A 25,093-nucleotide genomic window follows, 5' to 3' on the forward strand; every position below is an offset into this window, starting at 1 on the left:
GAGGCGAAATTGGGGGGATGTGCGTCCGGCCTCCGGGCAGGGACACAACCCGCCCGGGCAGACGATAGATTCATCCGTACGATGGGGGCCGCCCCCGAGCTTCGTGCCGTGCCCGCCGCACCCGTGCAGGCGGCAGCGACGACCGCCCCGACGAGACGACCGACTAAGGACCTTCACGTGAATATCCGCTCCCTCACTCGAGGCGACGGCGTGGTGATCGGAGCAGCGGTGGTGCTGTTCATCGCCTCCTTCCTCGACCGCTCCGGCTACGACTGCCCCGCGGGCATCAACTGCTCCAACTTCAACGCCCCGAACGCCTGGGACTCGCTCGGTCTCCTGATGAGCGTCTTCCTGGCCGGGATCATCGGTGCGGCCCTGGTCGTCGTCGGCCGCGCGATGCCGGCCCGGAAGGTCGTCGGCCTCGACCTCGGCCAATTCGGCGCCGCCTTCTGCGTCTTCGCGCTGTGGACCGCCTTCTGGACGACCATTGACGCCCCTGACGCGGGCGCCGGAATGGTCCTCGGCCTGCTGGCCACGATCGCCCTCGCGGGCGGCGCGATCGCCACCCCGCTGATCCCCGCGCTCAAGGCCCAGCTGGTCAGCGCCCCAGCCCCGAGGGGTGCACAGGCCCCGTTCGGCGGTCAGCCACAGCCCGGCCAGGGATACGGCTACCCGGGCGGCCAGCAGCCCTCGTTCGGCGGTCAGCCCGGTCAGCAGCAGCCGTACGGTGGCCAGCCGCAGCCCGGCCAGCCGGAGCCGCAGGGCCAGCAGGCTCCCGCCGCGGGCGCGCCGGCCGGTGACTTCACGCCGTTCTGGTTCGCGGTGCCGGTGGCCCGCCCGCTGTACGGGGAGGACGGTTCACCGTCGCCGATCGCCGAACTGGCGCCCGGCACCTGGTACCTGGCGGTGGAGCAGCGCGGTGCGAGCCTGATCGCCCAGACTCAGGACGGCCGTCGCGGCGTGCTCCAGGACACCACGGGTATCCAGCGCGGCTGAGCCCGGCACACGCTCCACAACAGCGGCCCTCCGCCCCTTCCGGGCGGGGGGCCGCTGTCGTACCCTCCGTCCGTACTAAATTTCTGACGTAGCGTCAGAACTACTGAGAGGCGTCGGACATGCGGCTCGGACTCGCGCTCGGATACTGGGGCCGCGGCCCGAACCCCGCCCACCTGGAGCTGGCCAGAGAGGCCGAGGCGCTGGGATACGCGTCGGTGTGGACGGCGGAGGCCTGGGGGTCGGACGCGTTCACCCCGCTGACCTGGATCGCCGCCCACACCTCCCGGATCCGGCTGGGCACCGGCATCGCGCAGATGGCGGCGCGCACCCCGACCGCGACCGCCATGCACGCCCTCACCCTGGACCATCTCTCCGGCGGCCGGATGATGCTCGGTCTCGGGCTGTCCGGGCCGCAGGTGGTGGAGGGCTGGTACGGGCGGCCGTTCCCCAGCAGCCCGCTGACGGCGACCCGGGAGTACGTCGACGTCATCCGCCAGGTGCTCCGCCGAGAGGCCCCCGTCGAGCTGGACGGCCGGTTCCACTCCCATCCCTACGGCGGCCCGGACGCCACCGGTCAGGGCAGGCCGCTGAAGCCGATCACCCATCCGCTGCGGCCGGAACTGCCCGTACTGCTCGGGGCGGAGGGACCGAAGAACATCGCGCAGACGACCCGGATCGCGGACGGCTGGCTACCGCTGTACTGGTCACCAATGCGCACCGACGTCTACGAGGCGTCGCTCACGGAGCTGCCCGACGGCTTCATGATCGCGCCGATGGTCCGGGCCCTGGTCTGTGACGACGTCGCCGAGGGGCTGCTGCCGGTGAAGGCGATGCTCGGCTTCTACATCGGAGGGATGGGCCACGCGGCCCGCAACTTCCACGCCGATCTGATGGCACGGATGGGGTTCGAGGAGGAGGCGCGGCGGATCCAGCGGCTGTTCCTGGAGGGGCGCAAGCAGGAGGCGGTACTCGCGGTGCCGGACGCCTTCGCCGACGAGATCTCGCTCGTCGGACCGCGTCAACGGATCGCGGAGCGGCTGGAGTTGTGGCACAAGGGCCCGGTGACCGACCTCCTGGTCACGGCACCAGACCCGCACACGCTTCAGGTGCTGGCGGAACTCAACGGCTAGGACAGGCCCCTGAGCGCTGTCAGTCAAACGACGCCCGCTCCAGCCAGAAGTCCAAGAGGTCCGCGTCTCCCAGGAGCTCCACACGGGTGCTGGTGGAGGCCAGGCAGCGGTGGAAGAGCAGCATGAGGTCGGCGAGCGTGCCGCATACGGCGACCTTCGCCTTCTCGTGGGTGTGGGTCCAGGTGAAGGCGTCCTCACCGAAGGTGATCAGCCATTCCGCGCCAGCTACGTCCGTAGCGTGGAGGTGCAGGGAGCGGCCGCCGCGCAGTTCGGCGGCCAACGGGTCGCCGTCGCGGTCGGCGGCGGCGACGATCTCCAGCCACTCCTCGATGGTGTCGGCCGCCAGCTCGGGTGGCACCTCGTAGCCGGCCCGGGCTGCGAGGGCCGCGTCCGCTCCGTGAACAGCGGTCTCGTGTGCCATGCGCCGGGCCCAGAAGGCCGTCCGCTGCTCCCTGGTCCCTCGAAGCCGGGCACCCGTTCCTCGGAGACGTCCTCGATGGCCCGGGTGCCGACTATCCCGGTGACCCAGCGGTGGGCGCTGCCGACGTGGACGGCCAGGGCACGCAGGCTCCACTCGGAGCAGGTGGGGACCTTCGCACCCAGGTCCGCATCTTGAGCACCGCTCGCACCGCGTCGGTCTGGGCCAGGATCTCGTCGCAGTAGCGGTCGTACGGGAGGAGAAGGGTCTTCTCCTCACCCCACAGAGCAATCACCGCTTGATGATCAGCGACGCAGGACCTGTCATAGAACACACACCACGCCCCCGCCACATCAGCCAATACTATTGACAAAAGGCAGAAATAGGCCCAAACATGGGATTTTGGTTACCGAATCCCCTTTCCTCCTATTCGCGAGTGCCATAAATCACAGCCCAGGTTGACAAGAAAGGCCGTTCGAAGACTCCACTCAGGGCATAAAGTTGCGAACTGTATACACTCATCTAATTCAAGCAGGGGGATCGGTGACGCGAAAGTTCAAGTTAGCTCAGTTCACTGCAGTGGGCGCTCTCGTTATGGGCACCTCGCTGCTGTCGGCGCCACAGGCAAGCGCGAATGGCGGGGATACGGGCGTCGCGGTGCGCCTGTACGACTGGTCCCCCAACATCCACGCGACGGGTGGATTCGGTTCGTACGGCGATCAGTTGACCGTCTGTGACACCATGCCTGACGGCAACAGCGCATGGGCCGGCCTCTACAAGTTCGTCTACAACGGTAAAGGCACATTCATTAAGTCCGCCTCTGCTGGCGGAAATGGGAATTGTTCCACTAATTCCTCGAACGTGGCAGAGGGAACAGTCGTTTGGGTCAAGGCGTGCGTCAGGAGGGACGGCGTGAACCTCCGCTGCAAGTGGTCCAATTCTGGCTATGCGTAAACTTTCTCATGCCAGCGGGCCCCGCTTGAGAAGCCTATGGCTACGCATGCACTGATCCGTCAGCGCCACAGACCCTGCGCCTGCGGCATCGCGCGCGGCAGCGATCAGGCCTCTGCCTGGACATGAAGCAGACCGTCCGGCCAGGTGTTGTCGTGACGCAACACCTGGCCGCACTGCCTTGTCCAAGCGCATCTTCACCGGTCTCAGCTGCGGCGAATCGACCTGCCCGCAGTCCTCGCCTGCTGCGAGGAGCTCGCAATACTCGCTACATGAGACATCCTCCAAGCTCGTCCTAATCCAAGCGTGGGTCCGAGCAGGTAATTCATAAGATCGACGGGCCCGGGGGTTCTGGGTGTAGCTGTGAGCTTGTCGCCTTTGGATGACTCAAAGAACTTGGCCACCCGGAGCCCCGCGACGACTCGACCGCTAATTGGGATACGCGACTTGATCGCTTCGTAGGACAACGTCGGCGAGGTCGTCTGCGGGACTGTGTTGGACGACGAGCTGGCGGAGGTGACCGTGCCCTAGATCTGGTCCGGAGTACACATCGGCAAGAAACATCATCACTGCGTGGTACTGGCCCCCCAGGGCGAGCGTCTGCTTTCACGCCGAGTCCTCAATGACGAGACGGCTCTGCTGGAGCTGATTTCAGATGTGCTGGCGCTCTCCGGCGAGACGCTGTGGGCGGTGGACATCAACCACGGTGGCGCCGCGTTGCTGATCGGCCTGCTACTCAGCCACGACCAGCCGATGGTCTATATCACTGGCCTGGCCGTGCACCAGGCGTCGACCGCGTATCGGGGCCAGGGCAAAACGGATGAGAAGGACGCCTTCGTCATCGCCGACGGCTGGCTGCCGCTGTACTGGTCGCCGATGCGCACCGATGTGTACGAGGCCTCGCTCACCGGCCTCCCCGACGGCTTCATGATCGCACCGATGGCCCGGGCGCGGGTCTGCGACGACGTGGCCGAGGGGCTGCTGCCGGTGAAGGCGATGCTCGGCTTCTACATCGGGGGGATGGGCCACGCGGCCCGCAACTTCCATGCCGATCTGATGGCGAGGATGGGGTTCGAGGAGGAGGCTCGGCGGATCCAGCGGCTCTTCCTCGAAGGGCGCAAGCAGGAGGCGGTGCTCGCGGTGCCCGACGCGTTCGCGGACGAGATCTCGCTCGTCGGTCCACGCGAACGGATCGCGGAGCGGCTGGAGTTGTGGCGCAAGGGACCGGTCACCGATCTGCTGGTGACGGCACCGGATCCGCACACCCTGCGGGTGCTCGCGGAACTCAACTAGGAACCGGGCGGGCCGGATCGGTCGGCCAGGTCCCGGTGCCGGCCGGGCGGGTGCCTTGCCGGGAGGCGGTGCGCTGCCAGGGCTGGGGGTCGGGGTACGTCAGGAGCTGCAGGGTGCTGCCCCACGGGGTGCGCAGATACGCGAACCGGTTGTGCTCCCCCGACTCGGGGCCCGGCAGCGGCTGCGCCTCGGCGAGCAGCGAGGCGCCCGCGGCCACACAGTCCCGTACGGCCGCGTCCAGGTCGTCGGCGTACAGCGCCACATGCTGCCAGCCGAAGTCGCAGGGCAGCACCGGGGGTTCGCGGCGGGGGCCCTGGAACTCGCACAGCTCGATGCCCGGCCCGCCGCCGGGCAGCGCCAGCATTCTGACCGCCAGCTGCTGGGTGCCCGCCGGGACGCCGAGCCGCTGCTCGACGCCGGGTCCGCCGTTGGGTCCGTCCTGGCGGCGCAGGGTGTCGTAGAGCACCTCGGCGCCGAAGGCCCTCGCCAGGAAGAGGGTCGCGGTCTCCAGGTCGGGGACGGTGACCCCGATGTGGTCGATGCCTCGCACGCTTGTGGCCGTCATGGCTTCACCGTTCCTGTCCCGGGGCCGCGCCGACGGCCCCGTCCGCCCCGGAGCGGGCCCGCTCCGGGGTCGTTCCCGCGTGCGACCAGGCCAGGAGCCGCTCGGCCGGCCAGGTGGTGACGACGCGTTCCGCCGGGACCCGGCACTCCTCGGCGCGGGCGCAGCCGTGGATCTGCCAGTCCAGCTGTCCGGGTGCGTGGGCGTCGGTGTCGATGGCGAAGAGGGTGCCCGCCGCGACGGCGCGGCTCAGCAGGCGCCGGGGCGGGTCGAGCCGTTCCGGCCGGCTGTTGATCTCCACCGCCGTCCCGGCCTCGGCGCACGCGGCGAAGACCGCGTCCGCGTCGAAGCGGGACTCCGGACGCCCGCGCTCTGCGATCAGCCGCCCCGTGCAGTGCCCGAGGACGTCCGCCCGAGGGTGGCGGACGGCCGTGACCAGGCGCCTTGTCATCGGGGCCGGGTCCATCCGCAGCCGGGAGTGGACGGAGACCACCACGATGTCCAGCTGTTCCAGCAGCTCCTCCTCCTGGTCGAGGGAGCCGTCGGGGAGGATGTCGCACTCGATGCCGGTGAGCAGCCGGAACGGCGCCCACCGTTCGTTGAGCCCGGCGACCGCGTCCAGCTGCCGGCGCAGCCGGTCCGGGGAGAGGCCGTTCGCCACGGTCAGCCGGGGCGAGTGGTCGGTGAGGGCCGCCCACTCGTGGCCCAGCTCCGCGGCGGTGCGGCCCATCTCCTCGACGGGGCTGCCGCCGTCCGACCAGTCGGAGTGCAGATGGCAGTCGCCGCGCTGGAGGGCGAGGAGGCGCTCGCCGCCCTCGGCGGGGCGGGCGGCGGCCTCCTCCTCCAGGCGTTCCAGATAGCCGGGCACCTTCCCGGCCACCGCCTCCCGGACGACCTGCGCGGTCTTCGGCCCGATGTTCCTGACCGCCTCCAGCGAACCGGCCGCCGCGCGCCGGGCGACCTCGCCGTCCGGCATGGCGGCCACCGCCTCGGCGGCGGCGCGGAACGCGTGCACACGGTGGGTGTCGGCCCTGCCGCGTTCGAGCAGGAAGGCAATCCGTTCCAGGGCGCGGACGGGCTCCATCGGCACCTCCACGGGGCCGCCGGACACTATGTGCTCTCCCCTCCAGCTTCGCTCAGCCCGGCCCGGCCCGCACAACGGCACCGGGTGTCCGCTCAGCCGAACGCGGCGCGCTCCAGCCAGAAGTCCAGCAGCTCCGCGTCACCGAGCACCTCGACCCGGCCGCTGTCCGGCGCCAGACGCCGGTTGAAGACCAGCATGACGTCGGTGAGCGGGCCGCGCAGCGCCACGGTCGCCTTCTCGTGGCCGTGGCTCCAGGCGAAGCCGTCCTCGCCGAACTCGATCAGCCACTCGGCGTCCGGCGCGTCCGTGGCGTGCAGATGGATGGAGCGCCCGGCCCCGGTCAGCCCGGCGGCCCGCTCGTCGCCCGCGGCCCGTGCGAAGGCGACGATCTCCAGCCACTCCTCGATCGTGTCGGCGGCCAGCTCCGGCGCGACCTCGTACCCGGTGCCCGTGGTGAGCGCCGCGTCGGCGTGGTGGACGATCGTCTCGTGCGCCATCCGGCGCGCCCAGAAGCCCGTGCCCCGCTCCCACGCCCAGGACCACACCTTCTCGTCCGGTCCCGCGGCCCGCAGCGCCTCGGCGGTCCGCGTGGCGCCCTCCTCCAGCCAGGCGTCGAGCGCGGCCGCGTCGTCGCTCCCGGGGGCGCTCTCCGGCACCTGCTCGAACGGGACCGCCTCGGTGGCGCGGGTGCGCATGATCTCACCGACCCAGCGGTGGGCCCTGCCGACGTGGAGGACCAGCTCGCGCAGGGTCCAGTCGGGGCAGGTCGGGACGGTGGCGGTGAGGTCCGCGCCACGGATCGTGGCCCTCAACGCGTCGGTGCGGGCGATGATTTCGTCACAGTAACGGTCGTGCGTGAGTCGGCTCATACCACGCACCCTAGTTCGATCATGAGCCGAACCCCATCGATTACCCGCCGAGTTGGGAGGCGCTGGGCACCTTGTCCTTCACCTCGGCACCCGCACTGCTGCCGGCCGACTTGATGCCGTTGATCACGCCCTCGAAGGCACCGACGTCGCCCGCGCCCGCCTCGCCCCTGCGGAGCTTGTCGCCGAGCCCCTTGAGCGATTCGATGCCCGCCGTCAGCGGCGCGACCGCCTTGGACAGCAGCGGGTCGCCCTTGGCGTTGGCCACCGCGGCCTTCAGCCGGTTGTAGGTGAAGCCGCCCGCGAGCCCGGCCTTGACCAGGGCGAACTTCCGCCCGTCCGCGCCCTTCTTGAACTTGCCCGCCCGGTACGGCTTCACGATCCACTGGTACGTCGCACCGGCGGCGAGCCCGGCGTTGGCGACGAACCGCGTCTTGGCGAATTTCTGCGCCTCGGCCGCCGACGTACCGCTCGGGGACGCGGAGCTGCTCGCACCGCTCTTGTCACCCCCGCCGCACCCGGTGACGCCCACGATCAGGGCGCAGCACAGCAGCAGCGGGGCGATCAGACGGCGAAGCGGTGCGGAACCGGTCACGGCGGATCTGGGCACAGCGGGCCTCCCTGGCCGGGAACATCGGGGCGGTCTCTACGGTGAGTGACGGCATCCGCCACCCTCGGTAAGGTTCGCCCGGCCCGGGACGGCGTGCCACTCGGGAAACGCCGTCCGGGTCCACCGCCGCCGGCCGGCCGCTAACAGCAGCAGTCCGGTTCCAGCCCGCGCGGCAGGTGTTCGCCGCCGAAGACCTCCGCGGTCGCCTCGTCGCCGCCGAGCGCAGCGACCGCGAGCAGCAGCGATCCGGCGGTCCAGGTGGTGAGCTCCTGGGGCCAGAACGCCCGGTCGCCCTCGAAGACGTACCCGGTCCAGTACAGGCCGCCCTCGGCGCGCAGGTGCTGGATGGACTGGAGGATCTCCAGCGCCCGGTCGGACTCGCCCATCACCCAGAGCGCCAGGGCGAGTTCGCAGCTCTCGCCGCCGGTCACCCACGGGTTGGGCAGCACGCAGCGCACCCCGAGGCCGGGGACCACGAAGCGGTCCCAGCCCTCCTCGATCCGCTCCTTGGCGGCTGCTGCGGTGAGCGCGCCGCCGAGGACCGGGTAGTACCAGTCCATCGAGTAGCGGCTCTTGTCCAGGAAGCGTTCCGGGTGCTTGCGGATCGCGTGGCTCAGCGCGCCCGTCGCCAGTTCCCAGTCGGGCTGCGGCTCCTCGCGCCGTTCGGCGATGGCGAGCGCGCAGCGCAGCGCCTGGTGGATGGAGGAGCACCCGGTCAGCAGCGCGTCGTCGACGGGCGTTCCGTCGGCCTCGCGCTTCCAGCCGATCTGGCCGCCGGGCCGCTGGAGCCGCAGCACGAACTCGACGGCGGCGTAGACGGTCGGCCACATCCGGTCGACGAAGGCGTCGTCGCCGGTGGCGAGGTAGTGGTGCCAGACGCCGACGGCCACGTACGCGCAGAAGTTGGTCTCCAGCGAGCGGTCGGTCGGCCGGTCCGGGTCCCCGTCGTGGTAGGCGGCGTACCAGGAGCCGTCCTCGTTCTGGTGGCGGGCCAGCCAGTCGTACGCGCGTTCCGCGGCGGCGTGCTCGCCCGCCGCGTCTAGGGCCATGGCCGCCTCGGTGTGGTCCCACGGGTCGAGGTGGTGGCCGCGGAACCAGGGCAGGGCGCCGTCCTCGCGCTGCACGGCGAGGAGGGCGGCTACGGTCTCGGTGGCCTGCTCGGCGGTGAGGACTCCGGGCAGTACGAGGTGTTCGGTCTGCTCGGGAACGGTCACGCCTCGGCCTTGGTGAGGTCCTCGGCGGCGGCCGCGGGCAGGTGCGGCTTGGTCGCGTACGCCACGAAGCTCTTGCCGACGACCGGGTTCAGCAGCTGCTCGGCGACCCGGGTGGCCATCGGCTTCTTCATGATGTCCCAGACCAGCAGCTTGTGGTAGGCGCGGACCGGCAGCGCCTTGTCGTTGTCCACCCCGAAGGCGCACTTGAGCCACCAGTACGGCGAGTGCAGGGCGTGGGCGTGGTGGGTGCCGTACGGCTTGAGGCCGGCGCCGCGGATCTTGCCGAGCAGCTCGTCGGCCTTGTAGATGCGGATGTGGCCGCCCTCGACCTCGTGGTAGGCGTCGGAGAGGGTCCAGCAGACCTTCTCGGGGCCGTAGCGCGGCACGGTGATCGCGATCCGGCCGCCGGGCCTGAGGACCCGGACCATCTCGGCGAGCACGCCCTTGTCGTCGGGGATGTGCTCCATGACCTCGGAGATGATCACGACGTCGAAGGACTCGTCGGGGAACGGCAGGTTGAGCGCGTCGCCCTCCATCGCGGTGGCGGTGGCACCCTCGGGGGCCTCGCCGGCCTCCTTCATCGCGGCGAACCACTTCGCGACCTCGCGGATCTCCTCGCCGTTCTGGTCGAGGGCCACGACCTGGGCACCGCGCCGGTAGCACTCGAAGGCGTGGCGTCCGGCGCCGCAGCCCAGGTCGAGCACTCGGTCACCTGCGGCGAGCGGGAAGCGGGTGAAGTCCACGGTCAGCACGAATGCCTGCTTTCGCGGTCGAGGGGGTCAGGGGGCGGGGACGACGGGAACGGGCGGCGGGGTCAACGACGGCTGCCCGGGCGCGTGGCGCCGGACCGGGCGGCGATCGCCTCACGGTAGAGGGCGGCGGTGCCGATGGCGGCCTGCTTCCAGGTGAAGCGGGAGAGCACCCGCTCGCGGCCCGCGGCGCCGAGCCGGGCGCGCAGCTCCGGGTCGCCGAGCAGCCGGGCGAGGGCGTCGGCCAGTGCGCCGGCGTCGGCGGGCGGGACGGCCAGGCAGGTCTCGCCGTCCGGGCCCGCGACCTCGGGGATCGCGCCGCCGGTGGTGGCGACGAGCGGGGTGCCGGTGGCCATGGCCTCGGCGGCGGGCAGTGAGAAGCCCTCGTACAGCGAGGGGACGCAGGCGATCTGGGCGCCGCGCACCAGGTCGACGAGCTCGGCGTCGCTGATGCCCTTGACGAACTCGACGGCGTCCTGGAGTCCGTGCCGTTCGATGGCCTGGGCGACCGGTCCGTCCTCGGCCCGCTTGCCGACGACCACGAGGTGCGCGTCCGGGTTCCCGGCGCGGAGCTTGGCAAGTGCGTCGACGAGGTGGACGAGGCCCTTGAGCGGTACGTCGGCGCTGGAGGTGGTGACGATCCTGCCGGGCACCTCGGCGACCGACGGGTCCGGCGACCAGAGGTCGGTGTCCGCGCCGATGTGCACGACGTGGATGCGGTCCCGACGCACCCCGAGGTGCTCGACGATCTCCTGCTGGGAGGAACCGGAGACGGTGAGTACCGACGGCAGCCGGCGCGCGACCCGCTTCTGCATGCGGGTGAAGCCGTACCAGCGGCGCACGGAGGCGCGCCGGCGGCGGTTCTCCGCGGCGTCCAGGTCCAACTGCCGGTCGACGGTGATGGGGTGGTGGATCGTGGTGACGAGCGGGGCGCCGAGGTCCGCCAACAGCCCGTAGCCGAGGGTCTGGTTGTCGTGGATGACGTCGAACTCGCCGCGCCGGGCGGCGAGATGGCGCCGGGCGCGGAGGCTGAAGGTGAGCGGTTCCGGGAAGCCGCCGGTCCACATGGTGGCGACCTCGGCGGCGTCGATCCAGTCCCGGTACTCGCCGCGCTTCGGGGTGCGGAACGGGTCGGGCTGGCGGTAGAGGTCCAGGCTCGGCAGTTCGGTGAGCGGCACGCCCTCGTCGAGCACCGGATAGGGCTGGGCGCCTATCACCTCGACGCTGTGGCCGAGCCGGGCGAGCTCGCGGGCGAGGTGGCGTACGTACACGCCCTGGCCGCCGCAGAAAGGATTTCCCTTGTAGGTGAGGAGTGCGATGCGCAACGGACGGTCGCCGGCACTGCCGGACAGGTCGCCGCCCGCGCGGGGGCCCGACTCTATGGCCTCAGCGGTCACACTCGGCCCCCTTCTCACTGCGTGTTCGCCGGAGCGTAACCGCTCACGCTAATCTAGAACAAGTTTCAGACTGGATCGTTCAATGAGCTACGAATCTACCGGCAGGTAGCGTCGGTGCAACGGCCGGATCAGGTGATTCGCGCCACCACCGGGCACGCTGGCATGCTGTGCGCCCGCGGGGGACCGAGCGCCTCCCGCCGGTCGCGGACAGAAGCCATGGATGGGGACACATGACAGCGGAAGCCAAGCCGGCATCGCCGCCCCTGACCGAACGGCAGGAGGCCCGTCGCCGCCGCATCCTGCACGCCAGCGCCCAGCTCGCCGGCCGGGGCGGCTTCGAGGCGGTGCAGATGCGCGAGGTCGCTGAGGAGGCCGGGGTCGCCCTGGGCACGCTGTACCGCTACTTCCCGTCCAAGATCCATCTGCTGGTCGCGACCATGCAGGACCAGCTCCAGCACATGCACACGACGCTGCACAAACACCCCCCGGCCGGCCAGGACCCGGCACAGCGGGTCGCCGACACCCTGATGCGGGCGTTCCGCGCGCTCCAGCGCGAGCCGCACCTGGCGGACGCGATGGTGCGGGCGCTGACCTTCGCGGACCGCAGCGTCAGCCCCGAGGTGGACACCGTCTCGCGGATCACGACGGCGCTCATCCTGGACGCGATGGGGCTGGAGCATCCGACGCCGGAGCAACTGTCCGCGGTCCGGGTCATCGAGCACACCTGGCACTCGGCGCTGATCACCTGGCTGTCGGGGCGGGCGTCGATCGCCCAGGTGAAGATCGATATCGACACCGTGTGCCGACTGATCGACGTGACAAAACCCACGGAAGCCCGCTAGCACATACGGACCCCGTTTCGGGGCGTTTTCATCACACTCCTCTCACCCTTCTGACCGAAAGGGCCACAAGCGGCTCTTTAACATGGTCATGACCAGCACCGATGGAGAGGAAGTCATGACTGACCAGGCAGGTATCGCAGACGGCACGAGCGAGACGCCGGCCCCGGGTGGACCGGGATACGGCGCTCAGCCGCCGGCCGGCTACGGGTACCCCGGTGGCGCCCCGCTGCCCAGCGGCAAGGCCACCGCCTCGATGGTTCTCGGCATCCTCGGCCTGGTGCTCATCCCGATCATCCTGCCGATCATCGCGCTGTGTCTCGGCATCTCGGCCAAGCGGATGGCCGACCGGGGCCAGGGCGGCGGCCGCGGCCAGGCGGTCGCGGGCATCGTGATGGGCTGGGTCGGCGTCGCGTTCGCGCTGCTCGGCGTGATCGTGGCGACGGTGCAGGCCATCAGCTTCATGTGACGGGCCATCGCCCGCGACACACACTGAGCACCGGGCCGCGCCGCCCGGAACCGTACACTCCGGTTCCAGGCGGCGCGGCTTGCTCTTTCGGCCCATGTGCGGCACCCACATGCGCATCGCGCCAGGTGAGGTGCCCTGCACCATGTCGACGGCTCCACAGTGTTCATACGGTTCGGCGACATCACATGAACACGCCGAGGAGCCGGTCACCATGCGTCGCAGAGCCACGGGCACCGTCCGTCACCGCAGATCCCTCTCCACCGCCGCCGTGCTGACCGCCGCCGGTCTCGTGCTGGCCGGGTGCACCGCCGCCGGGAAGGCCGGGGGGAGCGACTCCGGCGGGGACTCGAAGGACGGAACCGTCAAGGTCGGTCTGGTGTACTCCCGGACCGGGCTCCTGGCGGACTACGGGAAGCAGTACCGCGACGGGTTCATGGCGGGCCTGGACCACGCCACGAAGGGCACCCGCGAGGTGGCCGGGCACCGCATCGAGGTCGCCGAGCAGGACGACGCGGGCGACCCGGGCAAGGCGGTCTCCGCCGCCAAGAACCTGATCGGCAAGGGCTACAAGGTGCTGGCCGGCACCACCGATTCCGGCGTGGCGCTCCAGATGGCGCCGCTCGCCGCCCAGAACAAGGTGCTCTACATCAGCGGTCCGGCCGCCACCGACGCCGTGACCGGCATCAACGACTACACCTTCCGTTCGGGCCGGCAGTCCTACCAGGACATCCTCACCGCCGGGACGATGCTCGGCGACGCCAAGGGCAAGAAGGTCACGGTGCTGGCCCAGGACTCCACCTTCGGCCAGGCCAATGTCGCCGCCGTGAAGGCCGTCCTCGGTGCCGGCGGCGCGAAGGTCGGCTCCGTACTGGCTCCGCCCAGCGCCACGGACCTCACCCCGTTCGCCCGGCAGGTGAAGGCGGGCGGGCCCGATCTGGTCTTCGTCGCCTGGGCCGGCTCGACCGCGCCGGCGCTCTGGACGGCGCTGGACCAGCAGGGCGTGCTGGAGGCGGGCAAGGTCGTCACGGGCCTCGCCGGGACGGCCTCGTACCCGGTCTTCGGCGACGCCGGGTCCAAGGTGTCGTTCCTGGCGCACTACTTCCCGGGCGCGGGCGGCGGCAACGCCGTCGAGAAGTCCATGCTCGACTCGGTCACCAAGGCCGGCGGCACCCCGGACCTGTTCACCCCCGACGGCTTCACCGCCGCGCAGATGGTGGTGCGCGCGATCGAGAAGGGCGGCGCCACCGACACCGCCGCCATGGTGAAGGCCCTGGAGGGCTGGAGCTTCGACGGGGTGAAGGGCAAGGAGCAGGTCCGGGCCGGGGACCACGCCCTGGTGCAGCCGATGTTCGTCGCGAAGCTCAAGGGGAAGGGCGCCGGGGCCCGGCCGGAGCTGGTGACCACCGCGCCGATGGACGAGGTGGCACCGCCCGCGAAGCCCTCGGCGGGCTGACCGGTGGCCGCACCGGACACCACCGCACGGCGCACGGCCGGGGCACGGGGCAGTGCCCCGGTGCTCCAGCTGACCGGTCTCGGCTGGGGCGTCGGCGGGGCGACGATCGTCGAGGACGTCACACTCGGCGTCCACGAGGGCGAGTTCCTGGCCTTCATCGGCCCCAACGGGGCGGGCAAGACCTCCCTGTTCAACCTGATCAGCGGGCTGACCACGGCCACCTCCGGCACCATCGCGCTGGACGGCACGGACATGACTGCCGATCCCGCGCACGCACGGGCGCGGCGCGGCATCGGCCGCACCTTCCAGACGTCCAGCCTCTGGCCGGCGATGAGCGTGGCCGACCACGTCCGGCTGGCCGCCCAGGCGGCCCGGGGCGGCTCCTACCGGCTGTGGCGGCGGGCGTCCCGGTACACCGCCGAGGTGGACGGCGTACTGGAGCGCACCGGTCTGGGGCACCGGGCACGGGCGACGGCGGCCGAACTGTCGCACGGCGAGAAGCGGAAGCTGGAGCTCGCGGTGCTGCTGGTGGGCGAGCCGCGCCTCATGCTGCTGGACGAGCCGATGGCCGGGGTCAGCGCGGAGGAGGTCCCCGCGCTGACCGAACTCATCCGCACCCTGCACCGGGACGAGGGCCGCACCGTCCTGATGGTCGAGCACCACATGGACGTCCTGCTGGGGCTGGCGGACCGGCTCGCCGTGATGCACCACGGAAGGCTGCTGGCGCTGGACACCCCTGAGGCAGTGACCGCCGACCCGACCGTCCAGCAGGCCTATCTCGGGGAGGGACTGTGACGAACGGGCCCCTGCTCGCCGTACGGGACCTGCGGGTCCTGATCGGCGGCCGGCACATCCTGCACGGCGTCGACCTGGACGTCGCCCGGCACGGCGTGACCGCGCTCCTCGGCCGCAACGGTGCCGGGAAGACCACGACCGTGCGCGGTGTGCTCGGCCTCGTCCCGCGCACCGGCAGCGTACGGCTGGACGGCGAGGAGACCGTGCCGCTGCCCACCCACACCGTGGTGCGGCGGGGCATCGGGTACGCGCCCGAGGACCGCGGCGTCTTCGCCGGACTGACCGTCGCGGAGAACCTGCGGCTGGCCGAGCGGCGCGGCGCGGACCGGCCCGCGTACGGACTCGTCCATGAGCTGTTCCCCGAACTGAAGCTCCGGGAGCGGCAGTTGGCGGGGACGCTGTCCGGCGGGCAGCAGCAGATGGTGGCGATCGGCCGCACCCTGCTGAACGGCAACCGGCTGATCATCGCCGACGAACCCACCAAGGGCCTGGCGCCCAAGGTGGTCACCGAGGTCGCCCAGGTGCTGGAGCGGGCCGCCGAGGCGGTGCCGGTGCTGCTCGTGGAGCAGAACCTCGCCGTCGTACGGCGCCTGGCCGAGCACTGCGCGGTGCTCGCCGACGGCCGGACGGCCCACCAGGGACCGGCCGCCGAGCTGCTGGGCGACGCGGAGACGGCACGGCGACTGCTGGGTGTCGGACACGGCCCGGCCACCCGAGCACCTTCCGTGGAGGCGGATTCCTGATGTCCACCGTTGTTCTGCTCACCATGACCGGACTCGGTCTGGGAGCCCTCTACTTCCTGATCGCTTCGGGACTCTCGCTGATCTTCGGCCTGATGGACGTGCTGAACTTCGCGCACGGGGCGCTGCTGTCCATCGGCGCGTACGGCACCTGGTGGGCGGCGTCCGGCCATCTGCCCGGCGCCGGTCCGGGCGGGGCGGGCTTCGTCCTCGCGGTCCTGTTCGGTACGGCGGTGGGCACCGCGGCCGCCGTACTGCTGGAACTCGCCGTCGTCCGCCCGCTCTACACCCGGCCGCGCGAGCAGGTGCTCGCCACGGTCGGGGTGGGGCTCGCCGTCCCGGCCCTGCTGTCGGGCATCTGGGGTTCGGACGCCCGTACCTTCCCGGGCCCCGAGGCGCTGTCCGGCACCTTCGGCCTGTTCGGTGCCCAGGTGCCGGTCAACCGGCTGGTCCTGGTCACGGCGGCCCTCGTCGTGCTCGTCGCGCTGCGGCTCTTCCTGGGCCGTACCCGGCACGGTCTGGTCGTGCGGGCCGGGGTCGAGGACCGGGCGATGGTCACCGCGCTCGGCATCGACGTGCGGAAGGCCTTCACGCTCGTCTTCGCGATCGGCGGCTGCGTGGCCGCGCTCGGCGGGGCGCTCGGCGGCCTGTACTTCGGCTCGGTCGACCCGCGCCAGGGCACCTCGCTGCTGATCTTCGCGTTCGTCGTGGTGGTCACCGGCGGCATGGGATCGGTGAGCGGCGCCGCCGTGGCGTCCGTCGTCATCGGCCTGGTCCAGCAGTTCGCCAACTACTACACCGCAGCGGGCCTCGGCGACCTGGCCGTCGTCGTCCTGCTCGCCGCGCTGCTGCTCGTACGGCCGCGCGGACTGACCGGGAGGCTCGCGTGAGCACCGCCACCGAGACACACCACCGCACCGGCGAGGACCGGACGGCCGCGCGGGCCCCCGGGAACACCGCCCGGCTGCTGCGCCGCTGGTGGCCCGCCGCCGCCCTGCTGGTCCTGGCCCTCGCCCCCTTCAGCGCACTGCCGCTGCCGGGGCTCCTGGACGGTCCGCTGGGCAGTCCGGGGAGCCTGCAACTCCTCGCCACCTGCCTGCTGTTCGGCGCGCTGGCGACCGGTTACGACCTGCTGCTCGGCCGCACCGGGCTGCTCTCCTTCGGGCACGCGCTGTACTTCGCGGCGGGCAGCTACGCCACGAACACCTTCCTGCTGGAGGCGGGCCTCCCGTTCGCCGTGTCCGCGCTGCTCGGTGTCTGCTGCGGGATCGTGCTCGCGCTGGTCCTGGGGTCGGTGAGCCTGCGGGTCACCGGCATCGGCTTCTCCATGGTGACGCTGGCCTTCGCCCAGGCCGGGTCGATCCTGGTCTCCCGCAACCCCGGCGGCCTGACCGGCGGCGAGGAGGGCAGGGCCGCCCCCGCCGAGCTGCTGCCGTCCGGGCTGGTGGGCATCGAGAACACCGCGAACCTCTACTGGCTGGCCCTCGCCTACCTCGTCCTGACACTCGCCGTCGTCCACCGGGCGGTCAACTCCCCCACCGGACGCGTCTGGGAGGGCATCAAGGAGAACGAACGCCGGGTGGAGGTGCTGGGGCTGAAGCCGTACGGGTTCAAGCTCACCGCCTTCGTCCTGGCGGGCGCCCTGGCCGCGCTGGGCGGTCTGGTGCACCTGCTGCTCACCGGTGGCTCGACCCCCCAGACGACCACCTCCGACTTCACCCTGTCCCTGCTGGTGATGGTGGTGCTGGGCGGATCCGGCACCCGGTGGGGGCCGATGGCCGGCGGCATCCTCTACACCTGGGCCGATCACCGGCTCGGTGATCTGGCCGGATCGGGCGCGGTCGCCGAACTGCCCGCGGTGCTGCGGGTGCCGCTCTCGCAGCCGCTGTTCCTGCTCGGTGTGCTGTTCGTGGCCGTGGTACACCTGCTGCCCGGTGGCCTGGCCCGGCTGCCGTCCCGGCTGGCCGCGGCACGCCGCGGACCGGCCGGCCCCGAAACGCCCGCGGAGAGCAAGTCCCGGAAGGAGAACGGACGCCCGTGATCGCCTGTGAAGAGGTACGAGTCCCCGTGACCGGGGGCGAGTCGACGGTGCTGCGGTGGCCGGCCCGGGAGCCCGGGGCGCCGGTCGTCGTCGCCCTGCACGGCATCACCGCCAACGCCCTGTCCTGGGGTCCGGTGGCGAGGCTGCTGGACGGGCGCGTCACCCTGGTCGCGCCGGATCTGCGCGGCCGGGCCGGGAGTTCGGCGCTGCCCGGTCCGTACGGGATCGCCGCGCACGCCGACGACGCGGCCGCCGTGGCCACGGCGCTGGGGGGCTCGGGCCGGGTGGTGCTGGCGGGCCATTCGATGGGCGCGTTCGTGGCGGCGCTGGCCGCGGTGCGCCACCCGGAGCGGTTCGGGCCGCTGCTGCTGGTCGACGGCGGCATCGGCTTCCCGGCTCCCACGCACCTGTCCCCGGACGAGCTGATGACCGCCGTGATCGGTCCGGCGATGGACCGGCTGTCGATGACCTTCGCCGACCGGGCCGCGTACCGCTCGTTCTGGCAGGCGCACCCCGCGTTCGCGGATTCCTGGTCGGACGAGGTGGACGCGTACATCCAGCGCGATCTGACCGGGGACGAGCCCGCCATGCGCTCCACCTGCCGGATCGAGGCGGTGCGCACCGACGGCATCGGCCTCTTCGACGAGGAGGTGCTGACGGCGGTACGGAAGCTGCCCGTCCCGGCGACGCTGCTGTGGGCGCGGCGCGGCCTCATGGACGAGGAGCAGGGGCTGTACGACGAGGACCGGCTGGCGGCGGCGGACCTCGAAGGCACCCGGGTGACACCGGTCGCGGTCCCGGACACCAACCACTACACGCTGCTCACGGGGGACGCGGGCGCCAAGGAGATCGCGCGCCGCCTGGTGGAGCTGTCCGGCGCCTGAGGGGTGGCCTTCGCCGGGGCGGCCGGGGGTTCCTAGCGTTCCCGGCCGCCCGTCAGCAGGTGCAGTCTCAGGGCGAGTTGCAGCTCCAGGGCGCGGCCCGGCTCGTTCCAGTCGCGGCCCAGCAGCACCTGCACCCGGTCCAGCCGTTGCACCACCGTGTTGACGTGCACGTGGAGTTCGTCCTTGGCGCGGACGAGGCTGCCGCCGGACCCGAAGTAGGCGCCCAGGGTGCGCACCAGGTGGGTGCCGCGCTGCGCGTCGTACTCCAGCAGCGGCCCGAGCGTCGCGGAGACGAAGCCGTCGATGTCCTGGGCGTTGCCCAGGACCACGCCCAGGAAGCCGAGTTCCTCGACACAGGCCCCTTCCCCGGCGCGCCCGAGGACCCGCATCGCGCGCAGGCAGCGGGCGGCCTCCTCGTACGCGGCGGCCAGTTCCCGGGCGCCGCGCGCCGGGCCGGTGGCGGCGACGGTGACAGGGGTCTGGGCGAGCCGGCCGAGCTGGGCCGCGGCCGCGCGTGCCGCTTCGCCCGCGGCCGGTCCGCAGTCACCGGCCGCCACCAGCAGCACCACGGTCCCGGCGTGTTCCGCGCTCACCCCGTGGATGTCGCCGCCGAACAGATAACGCACCGCGGCGGGGGCCAGCCGCTCCCGGGGGCCGCCCTCGGCGACCAGCAGCAGATGCGGGCGGTCCAGGTCGACGCCCAGACGCCGGCCGCGTTCGGTGAGTCCGGCCGGGTCGCGGTCCACGTCGGTCAGCAGATCGGTGATCAGCTCGCCGCGTATCCGGTTCTCGGTCTCGGCGACGGTGCGCCGCAGCAGCAGAAGCAGTCCGGTGACCACCGAGGCCCGCTCGAACAGCCGCCGGTCGGAGTCGTCGAGCTGTCCGCGCCGGTGCAGGACCAGTCCGGCCAGGAGTTCCTGCCCGGCGAGGACCGCGCAGATCCACCGGCCGTCGCGGTGCACGGCGCGGGCGCCGGTACGGGATTCCTCGGCGGTCTCGGCCAGCCATCCGGCGTCCATGCTGTCGGCGGCGAAGTCCGTGCCGTCGGGCCGGACGGCCGCCAGGGGCCGCCCGCCCGGGTCGTGGATGGTCAGCGGGGAGTCCAGCAGTCCGGCGACCGCCGCCGCGACATCCGTGACGTCCCGGCCGCGCAGCACCAGATCGGTCAGCCGGTCGTGGGACTCCTCGGCCCGCCGCATCGCCGCCGAGTGCGCCCGTACCGCCGCGTTCGCCTCCGCCAGCTCGGCGTTGGCCCCGGCCAGTTCGTCCAGTGCGGAGCGGGTGTCGGCGAGCGCGCGGGCGGTGTCGATGGCGATCGCGGCGTGCGCGGCGAGCGAGCAGAGCAGCGCGACCTCGTCGGGGCTGAAGACCCGGGCCGCGCGGTCGGCGGCGAAGAGGACGCCGATGACCTTTCCGGTGCCGCCGCGGCTGGAGCCGAGCAGCAGCGGTACGCCCAGGATGGCGACGAGCCCCTCGTCCAGCACTCCGGCGTTGATGTTGCGGGTGTGGTGGAAGCGGTCGTCGGTGCGGTAGTCGGGGGTCGCGTACGGGCGTGCGGTCTGCGCCACCAGGCCGCCCAGCCCGTGGCCGAGCTCCAGCCGCAGCCGCTGGAAGACCACCGACACCGATCCGTCGGTGACCCGCATGTAGGTGTCCCCCGCCTCCTCGTCGGGGAGGGTGAGATACGCCGTGTCCGTGCCGAGCAGCATCCTGGCCCGGCGGACGATCGCCTTGAGCACCTCGTCCAGGTCGCGGGAGGCGGCCAGGTCGCCCGCGGTGTCGAAGAGCGCGGTGAGCTGGAGCTCGCGGCGGCGGTGCTGGCGCAGGGCGCCCCTGATCCGCAGGGCGGTGGCGGTGGCCCGCTCCACCTCCGCCAGATCGCCCGCGGGCACCCCGGCGGCACGGGCCTGCGAGGAGACGGCGCCCAGCGCCTCGGCGGGGGCGTCGTCGGCCAGCAGGTCGAGCAGGCGCCGCAGATGGGGCGCGGCGGAGGCGGACGGTTCAGACATGGGCGGGCCGGCAATCGTAGGGGGCGGGGATCAATTGGCGGTCCAGCCGCCGTCCATGGAGAGCGAGGTCCCGGTGATGTGCCCGGTGCGCGGCCCGCAGAGCCACAGCACGGCCTCGGCGACGTCACCGGGCTCGATCAGCCGCTTGATCGCGCTGCGTTCCAGCATGACCCGGCCCACCACCTCCTCCTCGGAGATGCCGTGCGTACGGGCCTGGTCCGCGATCTGGTTCTCGACCAGCGGGGTGCGTACGTAGCCGGGGCAGACGCAGTTGCTCGTCACCCCGTGCCCCGCCGCTTCGAGCGCCACCACCTTGCTGAGTCCCTCCAGTGCGTGCTTGGCCGTCACATAGGCCGATTTGTAGGGGCTGGCCCGCAGTCCGTGCACGGACGAGATGTTGACCACGCGCCCCCAGCCGCGTTCGTACATGCCCGGCAGGGTCCGGCGCAAGATGCGGAACGGGGTCTCCACCATGACGCGCTGGATCAGTGCGAAGCGCTCCGGCGGGAATTCGTGCACGGGCGCGACGTGCTGGAGCCCGGCGTTGTTGACCACGATGTCCACGGAGTCGGGCAGGGTGTCCACCGCGTCGGGGTCGGAGAGGTCGACCACCCACGCCGTCCCGCCGATCCCCTCCGCCAGGCTCTTCGCGGCTTCGGCGGCCTTGTCCACCACGTGCACATGGGCGCCGGCCGCCGCCAGGGCCTGGGCGCAGGCCCGCCCGATCCCGCTCGCGGCGCCGGTCACCAGGGCGGTGCGCCCGGCGAGCTGCGGGTTCGCGGGCGGCGGGACGGTGAGCGGGGCGGGCCCGGGGTCCGGGCGCTGAGGAGTCTCCATGGCCGTCACCGTAAGGAGGCCGGGGCCCCCGTCACACGGGGCCGGTGCACACACCGTCGTACCCCGGCATGGCGGTGGCCCACATGGTGCGGGTCCGGCGGCGGGCCGTCAGTGTGCCGCGTCGAGCGCCGCCCGCTGCTCCGCGGTCAGCTCCAGGTCCACCGCGGCCAGGCTCTCGTCCAGCTGCGCCACCGAGGAGGCGCCGACCAGCGGGACGAACGGGATCTCGCCGCCGATCAGCCAGGCGAGGACCACCTGGTTGACGGTCGCGCCGGTCTCCTCGGCCACCGCCCGCAGCGCGGCCTGTCGGGCGCGGGTGCCCGGGTGGTCGAACTCCGGTCCCAGCGGCTTGTCCGCACGGACGTAGGCCCCGGCCAGCAGCGGGGAGTAGGCCACCGGGACGAGCGCCGGCTCGGCCCGCAGATAGCTCAGCAGGTCCCCGGAGGTCACGCCCTCCTGGCCGTCGGGCGAACGCCAGGAGGGCTGGTCCGTGCGGCGGCGCAGATAGCTGTGGTGGTACTGGAGCACCTCGTAGCCCGGCACCCCGGCGTCCGCCGCGATCCGGCGGGCGCGGTCCACCTGCCACGCCCAGTGGTTGCTCACCCCGAGCAGTCCGACGGTGCCCCCGGCGACCAGCTCCCCGAAGGCCCCGACGGTCTCCTCCAGGGAGACGTCCCGGTCCTGGACGTGTGCGTACAGCAGGTCCAGCTTCTCCACGCCGAGGCGTTCGAGGCTGCGTTCCGCGGACTCCCGGACCACCTCGGCGGAGAGGCCCACGATGCCCTTGGTGAAGTCGGTGGCGGGGACGTCGGGCCGGGCTCCGAGCTTGGTGGCGATGACGATCTCGTCGCCGATGCCCCGGCTGCGGCGCCAGCGGCCGAGCAGCTCCTCGCTCTCCCCGCCGCGGGTGCCGTTGACCCAGAACGCGTAGTTGTCGGAGGTGTCGATGAAGGTGCCGCCCGCCTCCGTGTACCGGTCGAGGATCGCGAACGAGGTCGCCTCGTCGGTGAGTGTGCCCATCAGCATGGCGCCGAGGCTGAGCACACTCACCTCCCTGCGGGTGTCGGGGTTGGTGCCGATGGTGCGGTAACGCATGGCGGGTCCTCTCCCCATGGCCCGTCTCCGTGCGGGCGTCGACCGGGAGTCTGCATGTTGGAGTGCACTTCATGGCAAGCGTCGGAGTGCACTTCATGGCGAGCGCACGCAACGGCCGGGCCGCACACAGCCGGGTCCGGGGTGTGTCCGCCGGGCCCATGGGCGCGGCCGTCCCCACCTCCTAGGGTCCGCCCCACAGCTCGCCCGAAGAGCCGGAACGGCCCCGCTCCCCCCATCCAGGAGGCACCCGTGCGCCCATCGATCCTGCGACGCCTGCTGCGGCGCGTCGCCGCCACGGCCGCTCTCGCCCTCGTCGCGGCGACACTGAGCACGGCCGCCGCCGTGCAGCCGGCCGCGGCCGCCGGCGGTCTGCAACAGGTCACCGGCTTCGGCTCGAACCCCGGCAACCTCCAGATGTACGCGTACACCCCGGCCGCCCTGCCCGCGAACGCGCCGCTGGTCGTCGCCCTGCACGGCTGCACCCAGACCGCGAACGACTACTACGCCTCCTCGGGCTGGCCGAAGTACGCCGACCTGTGGGGCTTCGCCGTGGTCTTCCCGCAGACCACGTCCGCCAACAACGCGCTGTCCTGCTTCGGCTGGTTCGATCCGGCCGAGGACGGCAGGGGCAGGGGCGAGGCCGCCTCGATCGTGCAGATGGTGGAGTACGCGAAGCAGCGGTACGGCTCGGACGGCCGCCGGGTGTACGTCACCGGCCTCTCGGCGGGCGGCGGCATGACGGCCGATCTGCTGGCCGCGTACCCGGACGTGTTCGCGGGTGGCTCCGTGGCCTCGGGGCTGCCCGCCCAGTGTGCGACGAGCCAGGCGGGAGCGTCCGGCTGCCAGACCGGGCCGCAGAAGCTGACGCCCGCGCAGTGGGGCGACAAGGTGCGCGGCGCCTACCCCGGGTACTCGGGCCCCTGGCCCCGGGTGGCGATCTGGCAGGGCACCGCCGACTACACCGTGTACCCCGCCAACGCCACGGCCCTGCGCGACCAGTGGACGGACGTCTGGGGCATCGGCCAGACCCCGTCGGCCACCGACAGCCTCCCCGGAGGCACGACGCGCAGCGTGTACGACGACGCCTCCGGCGATCCCGCGGTGGTGACGTACTCCGTCTCCGGGATGGGGCACGGTCTGGCCGTGAGCCCCGGCTCGGGCACCGATCAGTGCGGGGCGACGGCCGCGTACTTCCTGAACACCATCTGCTCGACGTACCACACCGGGGTCTTCTGGGGCCTGGACCAGGGTGTTCCCGGCGGCGGGCAGCTTCCGGCCCCGTCCGGGCTGCGGGTCACGGGCGTCACGGCGGACAGTGTCTCGCTGTCCTGGGACGCGGTCGCGGGCGCGGGCTCGTACGCGGTGCACCGGGACGGCGCGAAGGTCGCCACCACCGCAGCCACCGCGTACACGGACCCGGGTCTCACCGCCGGCACGGCGTACCGCTACACCGTGGCGGCGGTCGACGGATCGGGCACGCCCGGCACCGCCTCGTCCCAGGTGACGGCGACCACGACCGGCGGCGCACCGGCGCGGTGCTTCACGGCGACCAACTACGCGCAGGTGGCGGCGGGCCGGGCGCACACCACCGGCGGTTACGTGTACGCCAATGGCTCCGACCAGAACATGGGCCTGTACAACGTCTTCGTCACCCATACCCTGAAGGAGTCGCCGTCCGGGTACTTCGTGATCGCGGACACGGGGTGCACGGCCTGAGGCCGGTCCGGCGCGCGGGCCCGTCCGGCGCGGTCAGGTCTTGCGCAGGTCGGGGGCCGGTACACCGATGAGCGACCGGCGCAGGGCGTCCCAGGCGGTGCGCATCGCCCGGGTCAGCGCGGGCGGGTCGCTGCCGACGATCCTGACCCACGCCCCGCAGTCGTCGGGCAGGGTGCTCACCCCGAAGGCCAGGCCGGTCGGGGCGAGCGCCTCGTGAAGGGTGTCGGCGACCCGGTCCGCGGCGGCGAGCGGGGTGACCGCGTACAGGGTGGCCATCAGGTCGTGGTCCCCGAAGACGGCGGGTCCGGTGACCGGGCCCGGCCCGTGCGGATCGAGGCGGACGGTGTCCACGGCCAGGAGCGTCCCGTCGGGGCGCCGGATCTCCAGGTCGCTGAAGAGCAGACGGTAGGCGTGCCGTTCGCCGCGGGCCAGCCGCCCGGCCGCGATCGTCTCGCCCAGCAGCACGGTGGCGGTCGGGTCGACGGTCACCCGGGTGTGCTGGTAGAGACGCGCGTCCCTGAAGGGGATCAGGGAGTCCGGCAGGTACTCGACGTAACTCCCCTCCCCCGCAGTGAGGTTGACGACCTGGGTGGCGTGGTCGAACTCCATCCGGTGCACCTTGGTCGCCGCCTGTGTGGTCAGGTGGACGGAGGTGCCGGGGCCGCAGTCGATGTCGATCCGGTTGCGGTCGGCCTGGATGATGCCGCCCCCGGTCGACATCAGATAGGTCACCGGGAGGTCGGGCCGCGACGGGTCGATGTACAGCGGGCGCATGATCTGCAGCGGTGACTTCTGGTACCGGTCGACGAGTTCGGTCCGCCCTCCCACCCGTGCGTAGCGCAGTTCGAGCAGGCCGACCTTGCCCGGGCGCCCGGCGGCCAGGGTGTCCGGGGTGCCGGTGAGGCCGAGCATCCGGGCCGGTACCCGGCGGGGTTCGTAGTGCGC

The 25,093-nt window shown here is 72.1% G+C and carries 22 protein-coding genes and 3 pseudogenes; 13 read left to right on the forward strand and 12 right to left on the reverse strand.

The genetic code is table 11. The annotated features are described in order from the left end of the window. The first annotated feature begins 177 nt into the window (after positions 1–177). On the forward strand, positions 178–996 hold the full coding sequence (locus tag AB0D53_RS13230; RefSeq protein ID WP_362444456.1) for a hypothetical protein: 819 nt from the start codon (positions 178–180) through the stop codon (positions 994–996). A gap of 119 nt (positions 997–1,115) precedes the next feature. Continuing rightward, positions 1,116–2,126 carry an LLM class F420-dependent oxidoreductase gene (locus AB0D53_RS13235; RefSeq protein ID WP_362444459.1) on the forward strand — a complete coding sequence of 337 codons (1,011 nt, stop codon included), beginning with the start codon at positions 1,116–1,118 and terminating at the stop codon, positions 2,124–2,126. 19 nt (positions 2,127–2,145) lie between these two features. Here AB0D53_RS13235 and AB0D53_RS13240 read toward each other — a convergent pair. Next, a pseudogene (locus tag AB0D53_RS13240) lies at positions 2,146–2,830 on the reverse strand (maleylpyruvate isomerase N-terminal domain-containing protein). A gap of 1,214 nt (positions 2,831–4,044) precedes the next feature. Between AB0D53_RS13240 and AB0D53_RS13245 the strand changes: the two are divergent. Both AB0D53_RS13245 and AB0D53_RS13250 read left to right on the forward strand, forming a co-directional pair. After that, positions 4,045–4,332, forward strand: a pseudogene (locus AB0D53_RS13245) (transposase); the annotation flags it as partial. A gap of 3 nt (positions 4,333–4,335) precedes the next feature. Beyond that, positions 4,336–4,788: pseudogene (locus tag AB0D53_RS13250) on the forward strand (LLM class flavin-dependent oxidoreductase); the annotation flags it as partial. On the opposite strand, the gene AB0D53_RS13255 reads toward AB0D53_RS13250, so the two are convergent. The 7 genes from AB0D53_RS13255 to AB0D53_RS13285 all read right to left on the reverse strand — a co-directional run bounded on the left by AB0D53_RS13255 (position 4,781) and on the right by AB0D53_RS13285 (position 11,270). Next, positions 4,781–5,353: a VOC family protein gene (locus AB0D53_RS13255; protein WP_362444462.1), complete on the reverse strand. Its 573-nt coding sequence runs from the start codon at positions 5,351–5,353 to the stop codon at positions 4,781–4,783. The pseudogene AB0D53_RS13250 and the gene AB0D53_RS13255 sit on opposite strands and share 8 nt — an antisense overlap. A 4-nt stretch (positions 5,354–5,357) precedes the next feature. Then, positions 5,358–6,434, reverse strand: a complete 1,077-nt coding sequence (locus AB0D53_RS13260) for a PHP domain-containing protein (RefSeq protein ID WP_362444465.1) — start codon at positions 6,432–6,434, stop codon at positions 5,358–5,360. A gap of 92 nt (positions 6,435–6,526) precedes the next feature. Beyond that, positions 6,527–7,303, reverse strand: a complete 777-nt coding sequence (locus AB0D53_RS13265; protein WP_362444468.1) for a maleylpyruvate isomerase family mycothiol-dependent enzyme — start codon at positions 7,301–7,303, stop codon at positions 6,527–6,529. Positions 7,304–7,343: 40 nt separating this feature from the next. Further along, positions 7,344–7,895, reverse strand: coding sequence for a hypothetical protein (locus tag AB0D53_RS13270; RefSeq protein ID WP_362444844.1), 552 nt, complete (start codon positions 7,893–7,895; stop codon positions 7,344–7,346). A 155-nt stretch (positions 7,896–8,050) separates the two neighbouring features. Further along, positions 8,051–9,124, reverse strand: coding sequence for a prenyltransferase (locus tag AB0D53_RS13275; RefSeq protein WP_362444471.1), 1,074 nt, complete (start codon positions 9,122–9,124; stop codon positions 8,051–8,053). Beyond that, a complete protein-coding gene (locus AB0D53_RS13280) occupies positions 9,121–9,876 on the reverse strand; it encodes a class I SAM-dependent methyltransferase (RefSeq protein ID WP_362444474.1) in 756 nt (251 codons plus the stop codon). The genes AB0D53_RS13275 and AB0D53_RS13280 overlap by 4 nt, the downstream gene beginning before the upstream one ends. A 62-nt stretch (positions 9,877–9,938) precedes the next feature. Then, on the reverse strand, positions 9,939–11,270 hold the full coding sequence (locus tag AB0D53_RS13285) for a glycosyltransferase family 4 protein (protein WP_362444477.1): 1,332 nt from the start codon (positions 11,268–11,270) through the stop codon (positions 9,939–9,941). 230 nt (positions 11,271–11,500) lie between these two features. Between AB0D53_RS13285 and AB0D53_RS13290 the strand changes: the two genes are divergently transcribed. The 8 genes from AB0D53_RS13290 (at position 11,501) to AB0D53_RS13325 (ending at position 18,491) form a co-directional block, all read left to right on the forward strand. Continuing rightward, complete coding sequence (locus AB0D53_RS13290) at positions 11,501–12,112, forward strand: TetR family transcriptional regulator (RefSeq protein ID WP_362444480.1); 612 nt, start codon at positions 11,501–11,503, stop codon at positions 12,110–12,112. A 115-nt stretch (positions 12,113–12,227) separates the two neighbouring features. Further along, positions 12,228–12,578 carry a DUF4190 domain-containing protein gene (locus AB0D53_RS13295; RefSeq protein WP_362444483.1) on the forward strand — a complete coding sequence of 117 codons (351 nt, stop codon included), beginning with the start codon at positions 12,228–12,230 and terminating at the stop codon, positions 12,576–12,578. Between the two features lie 211 nt (positions 12,579–12,789). Next, complete coding sequence (locus AB0D53_RS13300) at positions 12,790–14,031, forward strand: substrate-binding domain-containing protein (protein ID WP_362444486.1); 1,242 nt, start codon at positions 12,790–12,792, stop codon at positions 14,029–14,031. Positions 14,032–14,034: 3 nt separating this feature from the next. Continuing rightward, on the forward strand, positions 14,035–14,826 hold the full coding sequence (locus AB0D53_RS13305; protein WP_362444489.1) for an ABC transporter ATP-binding protein: 792 nt from the start codon (positions 14,035–14,037) through the stop codon (positions 14,824–14,826). Further along, positions 14,823–15,569 (forward strand): ABC transporter ATP-binding protein, encoded by a 747-nt coding sequence (locus AB0D53_RS13310; RefSeq protein WP_362444492.1) that lies wholly within the window; start codon positions 14,823–14,825, stop codon positions 15,567–15,569. The genes AB0D53_RS13305 and AB0D53_RS13310 overlap by 4 nt, the downstream gene beginning before the upstream one ends. Next, entirely contained in the window at positions 15,569–16,456 is an 888-nt protein-coding gene (locus AB0D53_RS13315) for a branched-chain amino acid ABC transporter permease (protein WP_362444495.1), read from the forward strand. Before AB0D53_RS13310 ends, AB0D53_RS13315 begins: the two co-directional genes overlap by 1 nt. 74 nt (positions 16,457–16,530) lie before the next feature. Beyond that, positions 16,531–17,607 carry a branched-chain amino acid ABC transporter permease gene (locus AB0D53_RS13320; protein WP_362444847.1) on the forward strand — a complete coding sequence of 359 codons (1,077 nt, stop codon included), beginning with the start codon at positions 16,531–16,533 and terminating at the stop codon, positions 17,605–17,607. Beyond that, positions 17,604–18,491 (forward strand): alpha/beta hydrolase, encoded by an 888-nt coding sequence (locus AB0D53_RS13325; protein ID WP_362444498.1) that lies wholly within the window; start codon positions 17,604–17,606, stop codon positions 18,489–18,491. The genes AB0D53_RS13320 and AB0D53_RS13325 overlap by 4 nt, the downstream gene beginning before the upstream one ends. Before the next feature lie 32 nt (positions 18,492–18,523). On the opposite strand, the gene AB0D53_RS13330 is transcribed toward AB0D53_RS13325, so the two are convergent. The 3 genes from AB0D53_RS13330 to AB0D53_RS13340 all read right to left on the reverse strand — a co-directional run bounded on the left by AB0D53_RS13330 (position 18,524) and on the right by AB0D53_RS13340 (position 22,432). Beyond that, the gene (locus tag AB0D53_RS13330; RefSeq protein ID WP_362444501.1) at positions 18,524–20,500 is read right to left on the reverse strand and encodes a GAF domain-containing protein; all 1,977 of its coding nucleotides are present in this window, start codon (positions 20,498–20,500) and stop codon (positions 18,524–18,526) included. Between the two features lie 30 nt (positions 20,501–20,530). Further along, the gene (locus AB0D53_RS13335) at positions 20,531–21,337 is read right to left on the reverse strand and encodes a 3-hydroxybutyrate dehydrogenase (RefSeq protein ID WP_362444504.1); all 807 of its coding nucleotides are present in this window, start codon (positions 21,335–21,337) and stop codon (positions 20,531–20,533) included. Positions 21,338–21,445: 108 nt separating this feature from the next. Beyond that, the gene (locus AB0D53_RS13340) at positions 21,446–22,432 is read right to left on the reverse strand and encodes an aldo/keto reductase (protein WP_362444507.1); all 987 of its coding nucleotides are present in this window, start codon (positions 22,430–22,432) and stop codon (positions 21,446–21,448) included. A 249-nt stretch (positions 22,433–22,681) separates the two neighbouring features. On the opposite strand from AB0D53_RS13340, the gene AB0D53_RS13345 reads away from it, so the two are divergent. After that, on the forward strand, positions 22,682–24,148 hold the full coding sequence (locus tag AB0D53_RS13345) for a PHB depolymerase family esterase (RefSeq protein ID WP_362444510.1): 1,467 nt from the start codon (positions 22,682–22,684) through the stop codon (positions 24,146–24,148). A 33-nt stretch (positions 24,149–24,181) separates the two neighbouring features. Here the strand turns inward: AB0D53_RS13345 and AB0D53_RS13350 are convergent, their stop codons facing one another. Then, positions 24,182–25,060 carry an urease accessory protein UreD gene (locus AB0D53_RS13350; RefSeq protein WP_362444851.1) on the reverse strand — a complete coding sequence of 293 codons (879 nt, stop codon included), beginning with the start codon at positions 25,058–25,060 and terminating at the stop codon, positions 24,182–24,184. Positions 25,061–25,093: the final 33 nt, after the last annotated feature.

Origin of the sequence: Streptomyces sp. NPDC048295 (genome assembly GCF_040652135.1) — a bacterium.
GTDB lineage: Bacteria > Actinomycetota > Actinomycetes > Streptomycetales > Streptomycetaceae > Streptomyces.

Coding starts and splice junctions, on each gene's coding strand:
- AB0D53_RS13235 (WP_362444459.1), top strand. CDS start 1,116: ATGCGGCTCGGACTCGCGCTCGGATACTGGGGCCGCGGCCCGAACCCC.
- AB0D53_RS13255 (WP_362444462.1), bottom strand. CDS start 5,353: ATGACGGCCACAAGCGTGCGAGGCATCGACCACATCGGGGTCACCGTC.
- AB0D53_RS13260 (WP_362444465.1), bottom strand. CDS start 6,434: ATGGAGCCCGTCCGCGCCCTGGAACGGATTGCCTTCCTGCTCGAACGC.
- AB0D53_RS13265 (WP_362444468.1), bottom strand. CDS start 7,303: ATGAGCCGACTCACGCACGACCGTTACTGTGACGAAATCATCGCCCGC.
- AB0D53_RS13290 (WP_362444480.1), top strand. CDS start 11,501: ATGACAGCGGAAGCCAAGCCGGCATCGCCGCCCCTGACCGAACGGCAG.
- AB0D53_RS13295 (WP_362444483.1), top strand. CDS start 12,228: ATGACTGACCAGGCAGGTATCGCAGACGGCACGAGCGAGACGCCGGCC.
- AB0D53_RS13300 (WP_362444486.1), top strand. CDS start 12,790: ATGCGTCGCAGAGCCACGGGCACCGTCCGTCACCGCAGATCCCTCTCC.
- AB0D53_RS13315 (WP_362444495.1), top strand. CDS start 15,569: ATGTCCACCGTTGTTCTGCTCACCATGACCGGACTCGGTCTGGGAGCC.
- AB0D53_RS13330 (WP_362444501.1), bottom strand. CDS start 20,500: ATGTCTGAACCGTCCGCCTCCGCCGCGCCCCATCTGCGGCGCCTGCTC.
- AB0D53_RS13335 (WP_362444504.1), bottom strand. CDS start 21,337: ATGGAGACTCCTCAGCGCCCGGACCCCGGGCCCGCCCCGCTCACCGTC.
- AB0D53_RS13340 (WP_362444507.1), bottom strand. CDS start 22,432: ATGCGTTACCGCACCATCGGCACCAACCCCGACACCCGCAGGGAGGTG.
- AB0D53_RS13350 (WP_362444851.1), bottom strand. CDS start 25,060: ATGCTCGGCCTCACCGGCACCCCGGACACCCTGGCCGCCGGGCGCCCG.